Source organism: Kitasatospora purpeofusca, from assembly GCF_042691725.1.
In the GTDB taxonomy this organism is placed as follows: Bacteria; Actinomycetota; Actinomycetes; order Streptomycetales; family Streptomycetaceae; genus Kitasatospora; species Kitasatospora purpeofusca_B.
In genome coordinates this window covers 5,197,788-5,212,105 of sequence record NZ_CP170483.1, presented here as the reverse complement: position 1 = coordinate 5,212,105, position 14,318 = coordinate 5,197,788, and the positions used below count along the sequence as shown (strand labels likewise).

The following is a 14,318-nucleotide window of genomic DNA, read 5'->3' as shown; positions in this document are numbered from 1 at the left end:
CCCGCCCACCCTAGGGCCCGGGCCGCGGCCCGTCGGTAGGGCCCGCCCTACCTTCCGCAGTGGCCCCCGGCCTGCTGCGCCGCCCCGTGCGGCGGCGGTTCGCTGGGCGGCATGAGAACTTCGCCGGGCGGCACGAGAATGCTGCGGATCGCGCTCAAGTCCCTGAAGGCCCGCCAGGTCCCGCTGCTCGGCGCCTTCCTCGCGCTCGCCCTCGGCGTCGCGATGACCACCGTCATGCTGCTCGGCCTCGCCTCCGCCGCGGGCGTGCCCGGCGGGGAGGAACTGGTGTCGCTGGTCGCCGCGCTCGGCACCGCGGGCGGGGTGAGCGCGTTCGTCTCGGCGTTCGTCGTCGCCTCCACCTACTCCTACGCCGTCGCCCAGCGCCGCCGCGAACTCGGCCTGCTCCGCCTCGCCGGCGCCACCCGTGCGCAGGTCCGCCGGAGCGTGCTCGCCGAGGCGCTGCTGCTCGGCGCCGCCGCCTCCGCCACCGGCTGCCTCCTCGGCCGGCTCGGCGCGCCCGCGCTCGTCGGGTGGCTGTCCGACGTCGGCATGGCCCCGCCCGGCTTCGCCCTCGCCCCCGCCGGCTGGCCGCTGCCCGTCGCGTTCGGCACCGGGCTGCTGGTCGCCCTCGCCGGCGTCGCCGTGGCCGCCCACCGGGCCGGGCGGGTCGGACCGCTGGACGCCCTGCGCGCGGCCGACCTCGACACCGGGGTGCTGACCGCGGGCCGCCTCCTCACCGGCCTCGGCCTGCTGCTCACCGCCGCCGTCCTGGCCGGCGCCGCGCTCGCCACCGACCCCGCCGACCTGCTGCACCGCAAGACGTACACCACCCAGCCGATGTGGCTGACCTCCGCCGCCGGCCTGCTCTCCCCGCTGCTCGCCCCGCCGCTCGTCCGCCTCCTCGGCCGCGCCTTCCCCGTCCGGCTCACCGGGTACGCGGGCCGCCTGGTGCCCGCCAACGCCGCCGCCGCGCTGCGCCGCACGGGCGCGGTGGCCGCCCCCGTGCTGGTCTCGGTCGCGCTGACGGGTTCCCTGGCTGGCGCACCGGCGACGATGGGCGCCGCCCGTTCCGCCGAGGCACGCGCCCGCACCGCCGCCGACCTGGTCGTCGTCCCCGCCCCCGGACACGACGAGGGCCCGCTGCTCGCCGCGCTGCGCGCCGTCCCGGGCGTGGCCGCCCTCTCCCCCACCGCGCCGACCGCGCTCGCCCTCGTCGAGCCGGACGGCGTAACGGTCCGCGCCGGGGCCCGGATGGCCGCCGACCCGGCGGGTCTCGCCGCCCTCGCCCGGCTGCCCCTGCTGGCCGGCTCGACGGCCGCGCTCGACGACCGCTCCCTCGTGCTGCCCGCCGAGTGGGGGCACCCGGCGGTCGGCGGGCAGGTCCCGGTGGTGCGCGCCGACGGCAGCCGGACGACCCTGCGGGTGGCCGCCGTGCTGCGCGACGGGCTCGGCGACAACGGCCTGTACGTGACCGCCGCCAACGCCCCGGGGGCCCGGGTCGACCGCGTCGAGGTCCGCCTCGGGCCCGCCGCCCGCGCGGCGGACGTCCGCGCCGCCGCCCTGCCGTACGGCGCCACCGTGCTGACCCGCGAGGAGTGGCTCGCCACCGGGGCGCCGACCCGGACCGTGTGGCTGCGGATCGCCCTCGTGCTCGGCCTGGCCCTCGTCTACGCGGGCATCGCGCTCGCCAACACCCTGCTCATGGCCACCGCCGACCGTCGGCGCGAACTCGCGCTGCTCCGTCTGGCCGGGGCGACCCGCGGTCAGGTGGTGCGCCTGGTGACCGCCGAATCGGTGCTGGTGGCGGCGGTCGGCGCGGTGCTCGGCTGCCTGGTCGCGGCCGTCCAGCTCGGTTCCCTGTACGCCGCGCTGGCCGTGCTCCGGGTGCCCGCGCCGCTCGTCCTCCCCTGGCGCCCGGTCGCCGCGGTGAGCGTCGGCGCGCTGGTGCTCGCCGCCGTCTGCGCCGCCCCGGCCGCCGCCTGGGCGCTGCGCTCCCGGCCGGTCACCGCGGCCGCGCGCTGAGGCCGGGCCGCGCCGGGGCCGGGGCCGCTTCAGACCGCCGTCAGGCCCTCCGGCAGCCCCCGCCCGCGCAGCTCCCGCAGCTCGCGGATCAGCGCCCGGACGGCCGCCGTCCCCGCCAGCTCCGGTGTCGTCACGTACCCGACGCAGCGGCTCGGCGGGTGCGGCCCGAGGTCGGTGACCTCCAGCCCGGCGGGCGCGCCGAGCAGGGCGGTCCGGGGCATGATCGCCATCCCCAGGCCCTGGGACACCAGGGAGGCGGCCACCGTGTCGTCCTCGACGTCGATGGTCGACGGCGGGATCCAGTCCTGCCGGTCCCACCAGTCGCGGGTGTACGAGCCGCAGTTCTCGTCCCAGTCGACCAGCGGCAGCCCGCGCGGCGCCGGGTGGCCGGCCGGGTGCGCGAGCGCGTACGTCTCCTCGAACAGCCGGGCGGCGACCAGTCCGGGGACGGACGGCGGCGCGGCCGGGTCGAGGGTGGCGAGGCCCAGGTCGGCGCGGCCGTCCGCGACCTCGCCGGCGGTGCCCCGGCCGAGCTCGCGGACGATCCGCACCTGCGGGGTGAGCCCCGGGTGGCGGGCGGTCAGCCGGGCCAGGACGGGCGGCAGCAGATGGGCGGCGACGCTGCGGAAGGCGGCGATCCGCAGCACACCGGTGACCTCCCCGGCCGCGTCCCCCGCTCCGGCCGCCCGGACCTCCGGGCCCATCGCCGCCAGCAGCCGCAGGACCCGCCGGGCGTACGCGACGGCCCGCTCGCCCGCCTCGGTGGGGCGCGCGCCGTGGCGCCCGCGCTCGAACAGCACCGCGCCGAGCTTCCGTTCGCAGGCGCGCACGGCGTGCGAGACGGCGGACTGGCTGCTGTCCAGGCGCGCGGCGGCGGCCGTGAACCCCCGCTCCTCCGCCACGGCGACCAGGACCCGCAGCTCGTGCGGGGCGAGATCGGTCATACGGATGACGCTACCGGATCCATCGATCCCGCTCATGGAACGTCCCCACCCATCGACGCCGGCCCCTGCCCGGCCCCGGCTCCGCTCCCTACCGTGATCATCACCGCCCGCCGACATCCGCCAGGAGTCCTCGTGTCCCGCCCCACCGCCCGCGTCGTCCACCTCGTCTCCCGCCCCGACGGCGAGCCGACCGCCGGCAACTTCGCCTTCCTCGACGAGACCGTCCCGCCGCTCGCCGCCGACGAGGCGCTGGTCGAGAACATCCACCAGTCCGTCGACCCGTACATGCGCGAGGAGATGGACGAGACCGGCGGCTGGCAGCTGCACGCCCCGTTGGAGGGCCGCACTCTGGGCCGGATCGTCGAGTCCCGCACACCCGCCCTGCCCGTCGGCACCCTCGTCCACCACCGCCGGGCCTGGCGCACCCTCTCCGTGGTCACCCCCGACGAGACCACCGTCCTGCCGGACTTCGCGGGCGTCCCGCTCAGCGCCCACCTCGGCATCCTCGGCGGCACCGGGCTCTCCGCCTGGGTCGGTCTGACCAGGATCGCCCGGCTCCGGCCCGACGAGACGATCTTCATCTCGGCGGCCGCGGGCGGCGTCGGCACCGCGGCCGGCCGGATCGCCCGCCTGCTCGGCGCAGGCCGGATCGTCGGCAGCGCCGGGTCCGCCGCCAAGGTCGCCCACCTCACCGGGCACCTCGGCTTCGACGCCGCCTTCGACCACCACGACGCCCCGCTCGCCGACCGCCTGCGCGAGGCCGCCCCCGAGGGCCTGCACGTCTACCTCGACAACGTCGGCGGCGACCACCTGGAGGCCGCCATCGGCGCGCTGCGCGACCACGGCCGGATCGCCTGGTGCGGCGCGGTCGCCCAGTACAACCACCTCCAGGCACCGCCGCCCGCGCCGCGCAACCTGTTCGACGTCGTCGGCAAGAGCCTGCGGCTGGAGGGCTTCCTGGTCCGCGACCACCTGGACGCCCGCCCCGAGCTGTACGACTTCCTCGTCCCGCAGCTGCGCTCCGGCGCCGTCACCTCGGACGAGACGGTCGTCCGGGGCTTCGAGCACGTCGTGGACGCCTTCCTCGGCATGCTGCGCGGCGCCAACACCGGCAAGATGATCGTCCAGCTCGCCGACGAGCCGCGCTAGTCCAGCAGCCTCAGCTCCGCCGCCGACATCCCCGCCCTCGCCCCCTGCCGCGACCTCGCCGCCACCTCGCTCACCGCCGCCAGCACGGCGGTGACCACCCTCGCGACCGCCTGAAACACGGAAGGGCCGGCGGGAACGCCCGCCGGCCCTTCTACGCCTTCTCCTACCGCCCGCCCCACGGCTCGTCCGTCGACACGATCTCCCGCCCCAGCGGCATCAGCGACACCGGGATCAGCTTGAGGTTCGCCCACCCGAACGGAATCCCGATGATCGACAGGAACAGCGGAATGCTGGTGATCAGGTGCATCAGCGCCAGCCACCACCCGGCGAAGACCAGCCAGATCACGTTCCCGACGCACGACGGCGCCCCGGCATCCGGCCGCTCGACGGCCGTCCGCCCGAACGGCCAGATCACGAACCCCGCCAGCCGGAACGACGCGATGCCGAAGGGGATGGTGATGATCAGAACGCAGCAGATGATGCCGGCGACCACATAGCCGATCGCCATCCAGAACCCGCAGAAGACCAGCCAGAGCACGTTCAGTACGAACCCGATCACCTTCATGCCTGGCACCCTCTCACGCGCGACGACTGCCCCCTACGACCCGGATGCCCGCTGATCTGCGTGTCTACGCGTTCGGAGGCCACACCTCAGGGACCGCTCCGGGTCCTTCCCCTCCTCACGGAGGAGACCGGTCCCACCACTCGGCCGTGATGGCGAGCCGCGCCTCCTGCGGGCCCGGTGCCACCCTCGCGAACGGGGAGGCGGGCGCCCGGACATGCGGCTCCGCGCCGCCCGGGGAGGCCCGGACGACGCGGAGCGGGGCGGAACCGGTCAGCCTTCGATGCCGATGCCGGTGTCGACGAAGGAGCCGGACACGCCGTGCTCACTGACGGCCAGGGTGCCCTCGAAGAAGCTGGCGCCGTCGGGGCCGAACTTCGCCTCGACGATGTGCAGGGCGCTTCCCTCAGGGCCGGCCGTGAAGGCGCCCTTGTCGAAGTGGGCGACGGGGACGGGCTCACCCTCGGCGTCGGCGAAGGCGGAGGTGGCGCCACAGACGGCGAGCGGGAGGACGACGGCGGAGACGGCGAGGAAGCGGTGCATGGTGCGCATGGAAGAAGCCTTTCGAGGCATCGATTCTCATCCCGGCAGGAAAGCCGGCCATGACCATTCGCACACGCTCGCGCACGAAGCGCTACCGGTGGAGGCCGTTCGTGATCCGGCGTCACCTCACCCTCCGTACCGGGCGGCGCGGTGCCCCTACAGCGGGGTGACGGCCTTGAGGACGAGGAGGAGGGCGACCGCGGCGTTGAGGGCGGAGAGCGCGGAGGCGGCGGTGCCGAGGGCGGCGACGAGGGCGGCGAGGCCGGCGGGGGTGTGGGCGGGGGGCCAGTTGCGGGTGGTGGGGACGGGGCCGAGGAGGGCGGCGACGCGGCGGGGGACGGGGCCCGGGGCGGCGAAAGCGGGGAAGGCCGCGTAGGCGGCGGGCGGGCGGTGCGAGGCGAGGGCGGCGCGGGCGACGGCGCGGGCGGTGACCCGGCGGTCGCCGACGGCCTGCGCGGACTCCTCGTCGGCCCAGCGCTCCGCGCTGTAGGCGACGGCGCGCTCCAGCGGGCGCAGGAACGGGTTGACGCAGCCGGCCAGCTGGGTGGCCAGCAGGTGGCGGTGGTGCCGGTGGGCCAGGTGGGCGCGTTCGTGGGCCAGCAGGGCGGCGCGTTCGTCCTCGGCGAGGCCGGCCAGCATGCCGGTGGAGACGACGACCCGGCCGGGCGAGCGCGGCGAGCCGGGGAGCGCGTAGGCGTACGGGGCCGGGTCGGGCAGCAGGGCGACGTCGGGCGGGCCGGGCAGCGCGCGGCCGAGGGCGCGCCGGGCGCGGGCACGGATCCGCAGGTGGCGGGCGAGCGTGCGGCCGACCGCGAACAGCACGGCGGCGAGCGCGAGCAGCGCGGCCGTGCCGACGGTCTCGTGGTACGGCAGGGCGGCCCGGACCTCGGGGTCGGACCAGCTGTCGGGCAGCGGGTTGCCGGGGATCTGCGCGGTGCCGACGACGCCGATCAGCGCGAGGCAGACCGCACTGCACAGGGCCATCACGATGCTGATCGCGGTGAGCAGCCGGGCGGCGCCGCGCGGGTGGAGGTGCTGCTCGGTGAGGCGGGCGATGGGCAGCGCCGTCAGCGGCAGGACGAGGGGGAGGAAGACGAAGACGCCCACGGCGAGGAGGTCAGCCTTCGCGGTCGGGGGCCGGGGCGCAGGCGCTGTCGAGCAGGGTGCGCAGCAGCTCCTCGTCGTGCGGGAGCAGGGCGGTGACGAAGCTGGCGAGCACGGCGTCCCGGTCGGGTTCGCCGTCGAGGACGCGGCGCATCCGCAGGGCCGCGAGGCCGGCCGCGTCCGAGGAGGCCTGCCAGAGGTAGGAGCGGCCGGAGCGGGTGCGGGTGACGGCGTCCTTGGCGTGCAGCCGGGAGAGGATGGTCATCACGGTGGTGTAGGCGAGGTCGCCGTCGAGGCGCTCCTGGACCCAGCCCGCGGTGACGGGGCCGGGTGCCCGCTGGAGCACCGCCAGCACCTGCGCCTCCAGCTCGCCCTGGCCGCGCCGCCGGGCCCGCGGGTCGCCGGCCACCGGGGTGCTGGTGTCCTCTGCGCCCTCTGCGGTGTCCTCTGCCATGCCGGTCATCCTAACGAGAAGGTAAAGGACCGGGAATCAGGGTTGTGGCGCGCGGGCGTTCTGCCGCCGGTCGGCCTCGGCGATCTCGGGGTGGTGGAGGTCGAAGGCGGGCGACTCGGAGCGGACCCGGGGCAGCGTGACGAAGTTGTGCCGGGGCGGTGGGCAGGAGGTGGCCCACTCCAGCGAGCGGCCGTAGCCCCACGGGTCGTCGACGGTGACCCGCTCCCCGTACCGGGCGGTGCGCCAGACGTTGTAGAGGAACGGCAGGGTGGAGATCCCGAGCAGGAACGAGCCGATGCTGGAGACGGTGTTGAGCGTGGTGAAGCCGTCGGAGGCCAGGTAGTCGGCGTAGCGGCGGGGCATGCCCTCGGCGCCGAGCCAGTGCTGGACCAGGAAGGTGGCGTGGAAGCCGACGAAGAGGGTCCAGAAGTGGATCCGGCCGAGCCGCTCGTCGAGCATCCGGCCGGTGAACTTGGGCCACCAGAAGTGGAAGCCGGCGAACATCGCGAAGACCACCGTGCCGAACACCACGTAGTGGAAGTGCGCGACGACGAAGTACGAGTCGGAGACGTGGAAGTCGATCGGCGGCGCGGCCAGCAGCACCCCGGTGAGGCCGCCGAACAGGAAGGTGACCAGGAAGCCGACGGCCCACAGCATCGGCGTCTCGAAGCTGAGCGAGCCCCGCCACATGGTGCCGATCCAGTTGAAGAACTTCACCCCGGTGGGCACCGCGATCATCATCGTCATGATCGAGAAGAACGGCAGCAGCACCTGCCCGGTGACGAACATGTGGTGCGCCCAGACGGTGATCGACAGGCCGGTGATGGTGACGGTCGCCCCGATCAGCCCGGTGTAGCCGAAGATCGGCTTGCGGCTGAACACCGGGATGATCTCGGTGATGATGCCGAAGAACGGCAGCGCGATGATGTAGACCTCCGGGTGCCCGAAGAACCAGAACAGGTGCTGCCAGAGCAGCGCCCCGCCGTTGGCCGCGTCGAAGACGTGCGAGCCGAACCGCCGGTCGGACTCCAGGCAGAGCAGCGCGGCCGCCAGCACCGGGAAGGCGAAGAGCACCAGGACGGCGGTCAGCAGGATGTTCCAGACGAAGATCGGCATCCGGAAGAGCGTCATCCCGGGCGCGCGGAAGCAGACGATCGTGGTGATGAAGTTGACCGAGCCGAGGATGGTGCCGAAGCCGGACAGGGCCAGGCCCATGATCCACAGGTCGGCGCCGATGCCCGGGGAGTGGTCCAGGCCGTTCAGCGGCGCGTAGGCGAACCAGCCGAAGTCGGCCGCGCCGTCCGGGGTGAGGAAGCCGTAGACGACGATCAGCGAGCCGAACAGGTACAGCCAGTAGGCGAGCGCGTTCAGCCGGGGGAAGGCGACGTCGGGCGCGCCCAGCTGGAGCGGCATGATCCAGTTGGCGAACCCGGCGAACAGCGGGGTCGCGAACATCAGCAGCATGATCGTGCCGTGCAGGGTGAAGAGCTGGTTGAACTGCTCGGGCGAGAGCAGTTGCAGCCCCGGGCGGGCCAGCTCGATCCGCATCAGCATCGCCATCAGCCCTCCGAACAGGAAGAACAGGAAGGAGGTGGTGATGTAGAGGGTGCCGATCCGCTTGTGGTCGGTGGTGGTGAGCCAGCCGACCAGGGCCCGGCCGCGCCGGCGGCGGGCAGCGCGGCGGCGTTCCGGCCGGATCGTGCGCGGCGGGTGCGGGGGCTGCTGCTCCGCGGTGTCCTGCGGCAGGAGGGTCACGCGCTGCGCCTTCCGGGTCCGGGACAGGGGTCGGACCACCAGTACCGGCCGGCCGGCCGCGCCGGGCGGGGGCGCGCGGGCGGCGCCGGGGGCGGGTCACCCGAACAGGTGCGGCCCGGTTGCCGGGCACCGGCCGGGGCCGGACGGTCGAAGTCATGGTCGAAGTCCGTACGTCACCCCCCACCGCCACTCCCCAACAGCTGTCCGGGAACACCTGCCCGGCCCCGGGCGCCCGGCCCTGGAGGAATCCATGAGCAGCACGTCGTCGACCCCTCCGCCCGACGAGCCCCCGCCCTGGCGCTCCGGCACCGGCCGGCCGCCACCACCCGCCTCGCACCACGGGTTCCGCGAGTGGGCGCCCGGCTTCGTGGTGTTCGCGGGTGTCCTGATGCTGATCAACGGCATCATGGAGGTGCTGCGGGGCATCATGGCGGTCCACGAGGACGAGGTCTTCCTGACCACCAACCGCTACGTCTTCCGCTTCGACCTCACCGGCTGGGGCTGGATCCACATCGTCGTCGGCGCGCTGGTCGCGCTGGTCGGCGCCTTCCTCCTCAAGGGCGCCCCCTGGGCCCGGTACGCCGGTATCGTCCTCACCGCGGTGAGCGCCATCGATGCCTTCCTGTCGATGCCGTACTACCCGGGCTGGTCGATCGTGGTGATCGCGCTGGACGTCTTCATCATCTGGGCCCTCTGCGTCCACCGGCCCGCGGAGGCCGGTCACTGATCCCGGCCGACGCCGCCCGGTCCCGTGCCCACCCGGCGGGACCGGGCGGCGCGGCGTCAGGCCCGGGCCCGCTGGGTGAGCGCGATGCTGAACAGCACCACCACCGCCGTCACGGGCGCGGCGGCCGGCAGCTCCTCGCCGAGCAGCAGCGCCGACCAGACGAGCGTGATCAGCGGCTGGGCCAGCTGCAGCTGGCTCGCCCTCGGGACCCCGATCAGCGCCATCCCCCGGTACCAGACCACGAACCCGCCGAACTGCGAGACGGCCGCCGTGTAGAGCAGTCCGACCACCGCCTTCGCCCCGGGGTGCACCGGCTCGGCGGGCAGCGCGAGCGCCGTGGTCAGCGCGGTGACCGGCAGCGCGGCGACCACCGCCCAGCCGATCACCTGCCAGCCGGGCAGCTCCCGGGAGATCCGCCCGCCCTCCGCGTACCCGGCCGCGCAGACCAGCAGCGCCGCGAACAGGCAGAGGTCGGCGACGCCGGGCCGCCCGTGGCTCTGCACCAGGGTGAACCCGAGCACCGCGACCGCCCCGGCCAGCGCCGCGCCCCAGAACAGCCCCGACGGACGGCGCCCCTCCCGGCGCGAGCGCACCGCGGCGACGGCGGCGGTGGCCGGCGGCAGCAGGCCGATGACCACCGCCGAGTGCGCGGTCGACGAGGTGCGCAGGGCCAGCGTGGTGAGCAGCGGGAAGCCGAGCACGCAGCCGGCCGAGACCACCAGCAGACCGGGCCAGTGGCGGCGCTCGGGCAGCGGGACACGGGCGGCCGCGAGGCAGAGCGCGGCGAGCACACCGGCCAGCAGGCCGCGCAGACCGGTGGCCGTCCAGGGGCCGAAGCCGGTCAGCGCCCAGGCGGTCGCGGGGAAGCTGAAGGAGAAGGAGAGGACGCCCAGGGCGGCCAGTACGGTGCCCGGGGCCCCCGACGGGGCGGGCGCCGTAGCGGGTCGTGCCGCTACCGCCGGGGAGGGGGTAGCGCTATCTTGTGCTCTCATGAACGAGCGTAGCAGTGTGGTCGAACTCGCCGACAGGCTGCGCCGGGAGGTGGAGCGCTACCCGGAGGGGCGGAAGCTGCCGTCGAGCCGGGCCCTGATCGAGCGCCACCAGGTCAGCCCGGGGACGGTCTCCCGCGCCATCGCCGTGCTGGCCGCCGAGGGCCTGGTGGTCTCCCGGCCGGGCGCCGGGGTGTTCCGGGCGGCGGCCTTCGCGGGCGGCCCGGGCACCGGCGCACCCACCGCCGCCCGCCCGGGCGACCTCTCCTGGCAGGAGATCGCGCTCAGCGCCGACACCGGCCCGCGCGACCTGCCGGCCGCCCCGCTGTTCGCCACCCTGCGCGTACCGCCGCCCGACGTCGTCGACCTCAACAGCGGCTACCCGCACGCCTCGCTGCTGCCCGAGCGCCTGCTCGCCGCCGCCCTGGGCCGGGCCGGACGGCGGCCGGGCGCCTGGGAGCGCCCGCCCACCGACGGCCTCACCGAGCTGCGCGGCTGGTTCGCCCGCGACATCGGCGGCCAGGGCGGGCCGATCGCCACCGGGGACGTCCTGATCACCTCCGGCGGGCAGGGCGGGCTCACCGTGGCCATGCGCTCGCTCGCCGCGCCCGGCGCGCCGGTCCTGGTGGAGTCGCCGACGTACCCGGGGATCCTCGCGGTCGTCCGGGCGGCCGGGCTGCGGCCCGTCCCGGTGCCGGTCGACGCCGACGGGGTGCGCACCGACCTGCTGGCGGACGCCTTCGCGGCCACCCGGGCGCGGGTGTTCGTCTGCCAGCCGCTGTTCCAGAACCCGACCGGCGCGGTGCTCTCCCCCGAGCGCCGGGCCGAGGTGCTGCGGATCGCCCGGACGGCGGGCGCGTTCGTCGTCGAGGACGACTTCTCCCGGCTGCTGGTCCACGCGGACGCCCCCGCGCTGCCGCGCCCGCTCGCCGCCGACGACCGCGACGGGGTGGTGGTGCACCTGCGCTCACTGACCAAGGCCGCCTCGCCCAACCTGCGGGTCGGCGCGCTCACCGCGCGGGGGCCTGCGCTCGCCCGGCTGCGGGCGGCCCAGGTGGTGGACAGCTTCTTCGTGCCCCGGCCGTTGCAGGAGGCGACGCTGGAGCTGGTCGCCGACCCCGGCTGGGCCCGCCACCTGCGCGCGCTCGGCGCCGAGCTGCTGGGCCGCCGCACCGCCGCCGTCGCCGCCCTGCACCGCGAGCTGCCGGGCCTGCTCACCACCTACCGGCCCGGCGGCTACCACCTGTGGCTGCGGCTCCCGGACGGCGTCGACGACGGCGCCCTCACCGAGGCCGCCCTGCGGGCACGCGTGCAGGTGACCCCGGGCCGCCCGTACCACGCGGCCGAGCCGCCGGCCCCGCACCTGCGGCTGAGCTACGCGGCCGCCGAGAGCTCCGCCCAGGTGGCGGAGGGCGTCCACCGCCTGCGGCAGGCCTTCGAGGAGGTCACGGGCTGACGGCGGGCCGCGCGGGCGCTACCGCCGGTGGCCGGCCATCCGCTCCAGCCTGGCGATCCGCTCGGCCATCGGCGGGTGGGTGGAGAAGAGCTTCGCGCCGGCCTCGCCCGGCCGGAACGGGCTGGCGATCATCATGTGGCTGGCGGTCTGGATCTGCGGCTCCGGCGGCAGCGGCAGCTGCCGGGTGCCGGCGTCCAGCTTGCGCAGCGCGCTCGCCAGGGCGAGCGGGTCGCCGGTGATCCGGGCGCCGTCGGCGTCGGCCTGGTACTCGCGGGAGCGGCTGACGGCCAGCTGGATCAGCGAGGCCGCGACCGGGCCGAGGATCATGATCGCGAGCATCCCGAACAGGCCCGGGCCGTCGTCGTCGTCGCTGCGGCCGAACGGGATCAGCCAGGCGAAGTTGACCAGGAACATCACCACCGAGGCCAGCGCCCCGGCGACCGAGGAGATCAGGATGTCCCGGTTGTAGACGTGGCTCAGCTCGTGGCCGAGGACGCCGCGCAGCTCGCGCTCGTCGAGCAGCTGCAGGATGCCGTCGGTGCAGCAGACCGCCGCGTTGCGCGGGTTGCGGCCGGTGGCGAAGGCGTTCGGGGCCGGGGTCGGCGAGATGTAGAGCCGGGGCATCGGCTGGCGGGCCGCGGTGGAGAGCTCCCGGACGATCCGGTACAGCCGCGGGGCCTCGATCTCGCTCACCGGCCGGGCGCGCATGGCGCGCAGCGCGAGCTTGTCGCTGTTCCAGTAGGCGTAGGCGTTGGTGCCGAGGGCGACCAGCAGGGCGATCACGAAGCCCGTGCGGCCGAAGAAGCTGCCGATCACCAGGATCAGCGCCGAGAGGCCGCCGAGCAGGGCGGCGGTCCTCAGTCCGTTGTGCCGGCGGTGCACGGGTGGCCCTCCAATGGTGCGTGGGGAAGCCCTTTCTGCCTCGTCCCTCCTGCCCGGTCAACGGGCGGGGCCCGGGGCCTTGTTCCCTTGTGACCAGCGCGACACCCGGCCGGGTGCCCCGGCCGCACCGCCCGCCACCTCGGCACACACCGGGAGGAGGCTCAGAACAGCGAGCCGCCGACCACCTGGAGGACCAGCTGCGGGGCCACCGAGAGCACCACCGCGGCCGAGGCGGTGAGCCCCAGGGTGGCGGTCAGCGACACCGGCAGGCGCCGCTCGGGGGCGGGGGCCGCGGCGGCCTCCTCCGCCGGGGCGAACAGCCGGGCGGCCCAGAGCAGGTAGTAGTACAGGGCGACGACCACATTGACGGCCATCACCACGGCCAGCCAGCCCAGCCCGGCGTCGACGGCGGCGCGGAACACCACCACCTTGCCGAACAGGCCGATCACGCCCGGCGGCAGCCCGGCCAGGCAGAGCAGGAAGAACGCCAGCGCCAGCGCCGTCCAGCGGCTCCGCGCGAACAGGCCGCGGAAGTCGTCCACGCTGGTCCCGGCCTTGCGGCCGACCGCCGCCACCACGCCGAAGGCGCCGAGGTTCACCACACCGTAGATCAGCGCGTACGCGGCGGTGGCGCCCAGCGGGTCGGTCGCGGTGGGCGCGTAGCCGGCCGCGGCCAGCGGTACCAGCAGGTAGCCGGCCTGGCCCACCGAGGACCAGGCGAGCAGCCGGACCGCGCTGTGGCGGGTGTCGAAGCGCTGGCGCAGCGCGCCCACGTTGCCGACCGTCATGGTGGCGGCGGCCAGCACCGCGAGGGCCAGGCCCCAGGTGTGCGCGTAGGGGCGGAAGGCGATCGTGGTGGCCAGCGCCAGGCCGGCCAGGCCGGCCGCCTTGCCGACCACCGAGAGGTAGCCGGCCACCGGCAGCGGGGCGCCGGTGTAGGTGTCCGGCACCCAGAAGTGGAACGGGACGGCGGCGACCTTGAAGGCGAAGCCGACCAGGGTGAGCACGGCGCCCGCCTCGGCCAGCGGCTTCAGCTGCGCGGGCGCGTGCTCCAGGCCGGTGGCGACGGCGCCCAGGTGCAGGCTGCCGCTCGCCGCGTAGACGAAGCCGATGCCGAGCAGCATCACGGCGGTCGCGGTGACGGAGGAGAGGAAGAACTTCAGCGCGGCCTCGGCGCCCCGGCCGTCCCGGCGCAGCGCGACCAGGGCGAAGGCGGGCAGCGAGGCCACCTCCAGGGCGATCACCAGGGTGGCGAGGTCGCGGGAGGCGGGCAGCAGGGCGGCGCCGGTGGCGCTGGAGAGCAGCAGGAACCAGTACTCGCCGCCGGGCAGCTTCTCGTCCTCGACGGTGTGGGCGGACAGCAGCGCGGCGATCAGCGCGCCGCCGAGCGCGAGCAACTGGAAGACCAGGGCGAAGTGGTCGGCGACGTACGAGCAGCCCGCCGCGGCAGCGCCGCTGAGCAAGGGAGTGTCAGTGGGTCCTGTTACGTTCTGCGCACAGAAGGTGGCCCGGGGTGATCCACCGGTGAGCGGGAGGAGCGAGATGAGCGCGAGGGCGAGTCCGGCCGCGGTGAGCCGGCCCAGCCACTTCTTGTGCCGCGCGGGCAGGAAGAGGTCGGTGACCAGCACGGCGAGGGCGGCCACGGCGGCGATCAGCGGGGGCGCGATCGCCACCCAGTCCACGGACTGGATCAGGCTGCCCGGGTTGGCGACGGCGAGGGAGGTCACAGTG

13 protein-coding genes are annotated in these 14,318 nt (G+C 75.3%); 4 read left to right on the top strand and 9 right to left on the bottom strand.

Annotated features, from left to right (window positions below):
• The first annotated feature begins 111 nt into the window (after positions 1–111).
• Entirely contained in the window at positions 112–2,022 is a 1,911-nt protein-coding gene (locus tag ACFCLZ_RS22285) for an FtsX-like permease family protein (RefSeq protein ID WP_380278600.1), read from the top strand.
• 29 nt (positions 2,023–2,051) lie between these two features.
• Here the strand turns inward: ACFCLZ_RS22285 and ACFCLZ_RS22280 are convergent, their stop codons facing one another.
• A complete protein-coding gene (locus tag ACFCLZ_RS22280) occupies positions 2,052–2,966 on the bottom strand; it encodes a LysR family transcriptional regulator (protein WP_380278598.1) in 915 nt (304 codons plus the stop codon).
• 132 nt (positions 2,967–3,098) lie between these two features.
• On the opposite strand from ACFCLZ_RS22280, the gene ACFCLZ_RS22275 reads away from it, so the two are divergent.
• Positions 3,099–4,115 (top strand): NADP-dependent oxidoreductase, encoded by a 1,017-nt coding sequence (locus ACFCLZ_RS22275; protein WP_380278596.1) that lies wholly within the window; start codon positions 3,099–3,101, stop codon positions 4,113–4,115.
• Between the two features lie 163 nt (positions 4,116–4,278).
• Here ACFCLZ_RS22275 and ACFCLZ_RS22270 read toward each other — a convergent pair whose 3' ends face one another.
• The 5 genes from ACFCLZ_RS22270 to ctaD form a co-directional block, all read right to left on the bottom strand.
• Positions 4,279–4,680 carry a YccF domain-containing protein gene (locus ACFCLZ_RS22270; RefSeq protein ID WP_380278594.1) on the bottom strand — a complete coding sequence of 134 codons (402 nt, stop codon included), beginning with the start codon at positions 4,678–4,680 and terminating at the stop codon, positions 4,279–4,281.
• 270 nt (positions 4,681–4,950) lie between these two features.
• Entirely contained in the window at positions 4,951–5,229 is a 279-nt protein-coding gene (locus tag ACFCLZ_RS22265) for a hypothetical protein (RefSeq protein ID WP_380278592.1), read from the bottom strand.
• Between the two features lie 147 nt (positions 5,230–5,376).
• Positions 5,377–6,327, bottom strand: a complete 951-nt coding sequence (locus tag ACFCLZ_RS22260) for a M48 family metalloprotease (protein ID WP_380278590.1) — start codon at positions 6,325–6,327, stop codon at positions 5,377–5,379.
• A gap of 10 nt (positions 6,328–6,337) precedes the next feature.
• Entirely contained in the window at positions 6,338–6,778 is a 441-nt protein-coding gene (locus ACFCLZ_RS22255; protein ID WP_380278588.1) for a BlaI/MecI/CopY family transcriptional regulator, read from the bottom strand.
• Positions 6,779–6,814: 36 nt separating this feature from the next.
• Complete coding sequence (ctaD, locus tag ACFCLZ_RS22250) at positions 6,815–8,476, bottom strand: cytochrome c oxidase subunit I (RefSeq protein WP_380286242.1); 1,662 nt, start codon at positions 8,474–8,476, stop codon at positions 6,815–6,817.
• Between the two features lie 307 nt (positions 8,477–8,783).
• On the opposite strand from ctaD, the gene ACFCLZ_RS22245 reads away from it, so the two are divergent.
• Positions 8,784–9,260 carry a hypothetical protein gene (locus ACFCLZ_RS22245; protein WP_380278586.1) on the top strand — a complete coding sequence of 159 codons (477 nt, stop codon included), beginning with the start codon at positions 8,784–8,786 and terminating at the stop codon, positions 9,258–9,260.
• A gap of 56 nt (positions 9,261–9,316) precedes the next feature.
• Here ACFCLZ_RS22245 and ACFCLZ_RS22240 read toward each other — a convergent pair whose 3' ends face one another.
• Entirely contained in the window at positions 9,317–10,252 is a 936-nt protein-coding gene (locus tag ACFCLZ_RS22240; RefSeq protein ID WP_380278584.1) for a DMT family transporter, read from the bottom strand.
• On the opposite strand from ACFCLZ_RS22240, the gene ACFCLZ_RS22235 reads away from it, so the two are divergent.
• Entirely contained in the window at positions 10,251–11,705 is a 1,455-nt protein-coding gene (locus ACFCLZ_RS22235) for a PLP-dependent aminotransferase family protein (RefSeq protein WP_380278583.1), read from the top strand. The two genes, ACFCLZ_RS22240 and ACFCLZ_RS22235, sit on opposite strands and share 2 nt — an antisense overlap.
• An 18-nt stretch (positions 11,706–11,723) precedes the next feature.
• Here ACFCLZ_RS22235 and htpX read toward each other — a convergent pair whose 3' ends face one another.
• The gene (gene htpX, locus ACFCLZ_RS22230) at positions 11,724–12,587 is read right to left on the bottom strand and encodes a zinc metalloprotease HtpX (protein ID WP_380278581.1); all 864 of its coding nucleotides are present in this window, start codon (positions 12,585–12,587) and stop codon (positions 11,724–11,726) included.
• A gap of 161 nt (positions 12,588–12,748) precedes the next feature.
• On the bottom strand, positions 12,749–14,314 hold the full coding sequence (locus ACFCLZ_RS22225) for an NADH-quinone oxidoreductase subunit N (RefSeq protein WP_380278580.1): 1,566 nt from the start codon (positions 14,312–14,314) through the stop codon (positions 12,749–12,751).
• Positions 14,315–14,318: the final 4 nt, after the last annotated feature.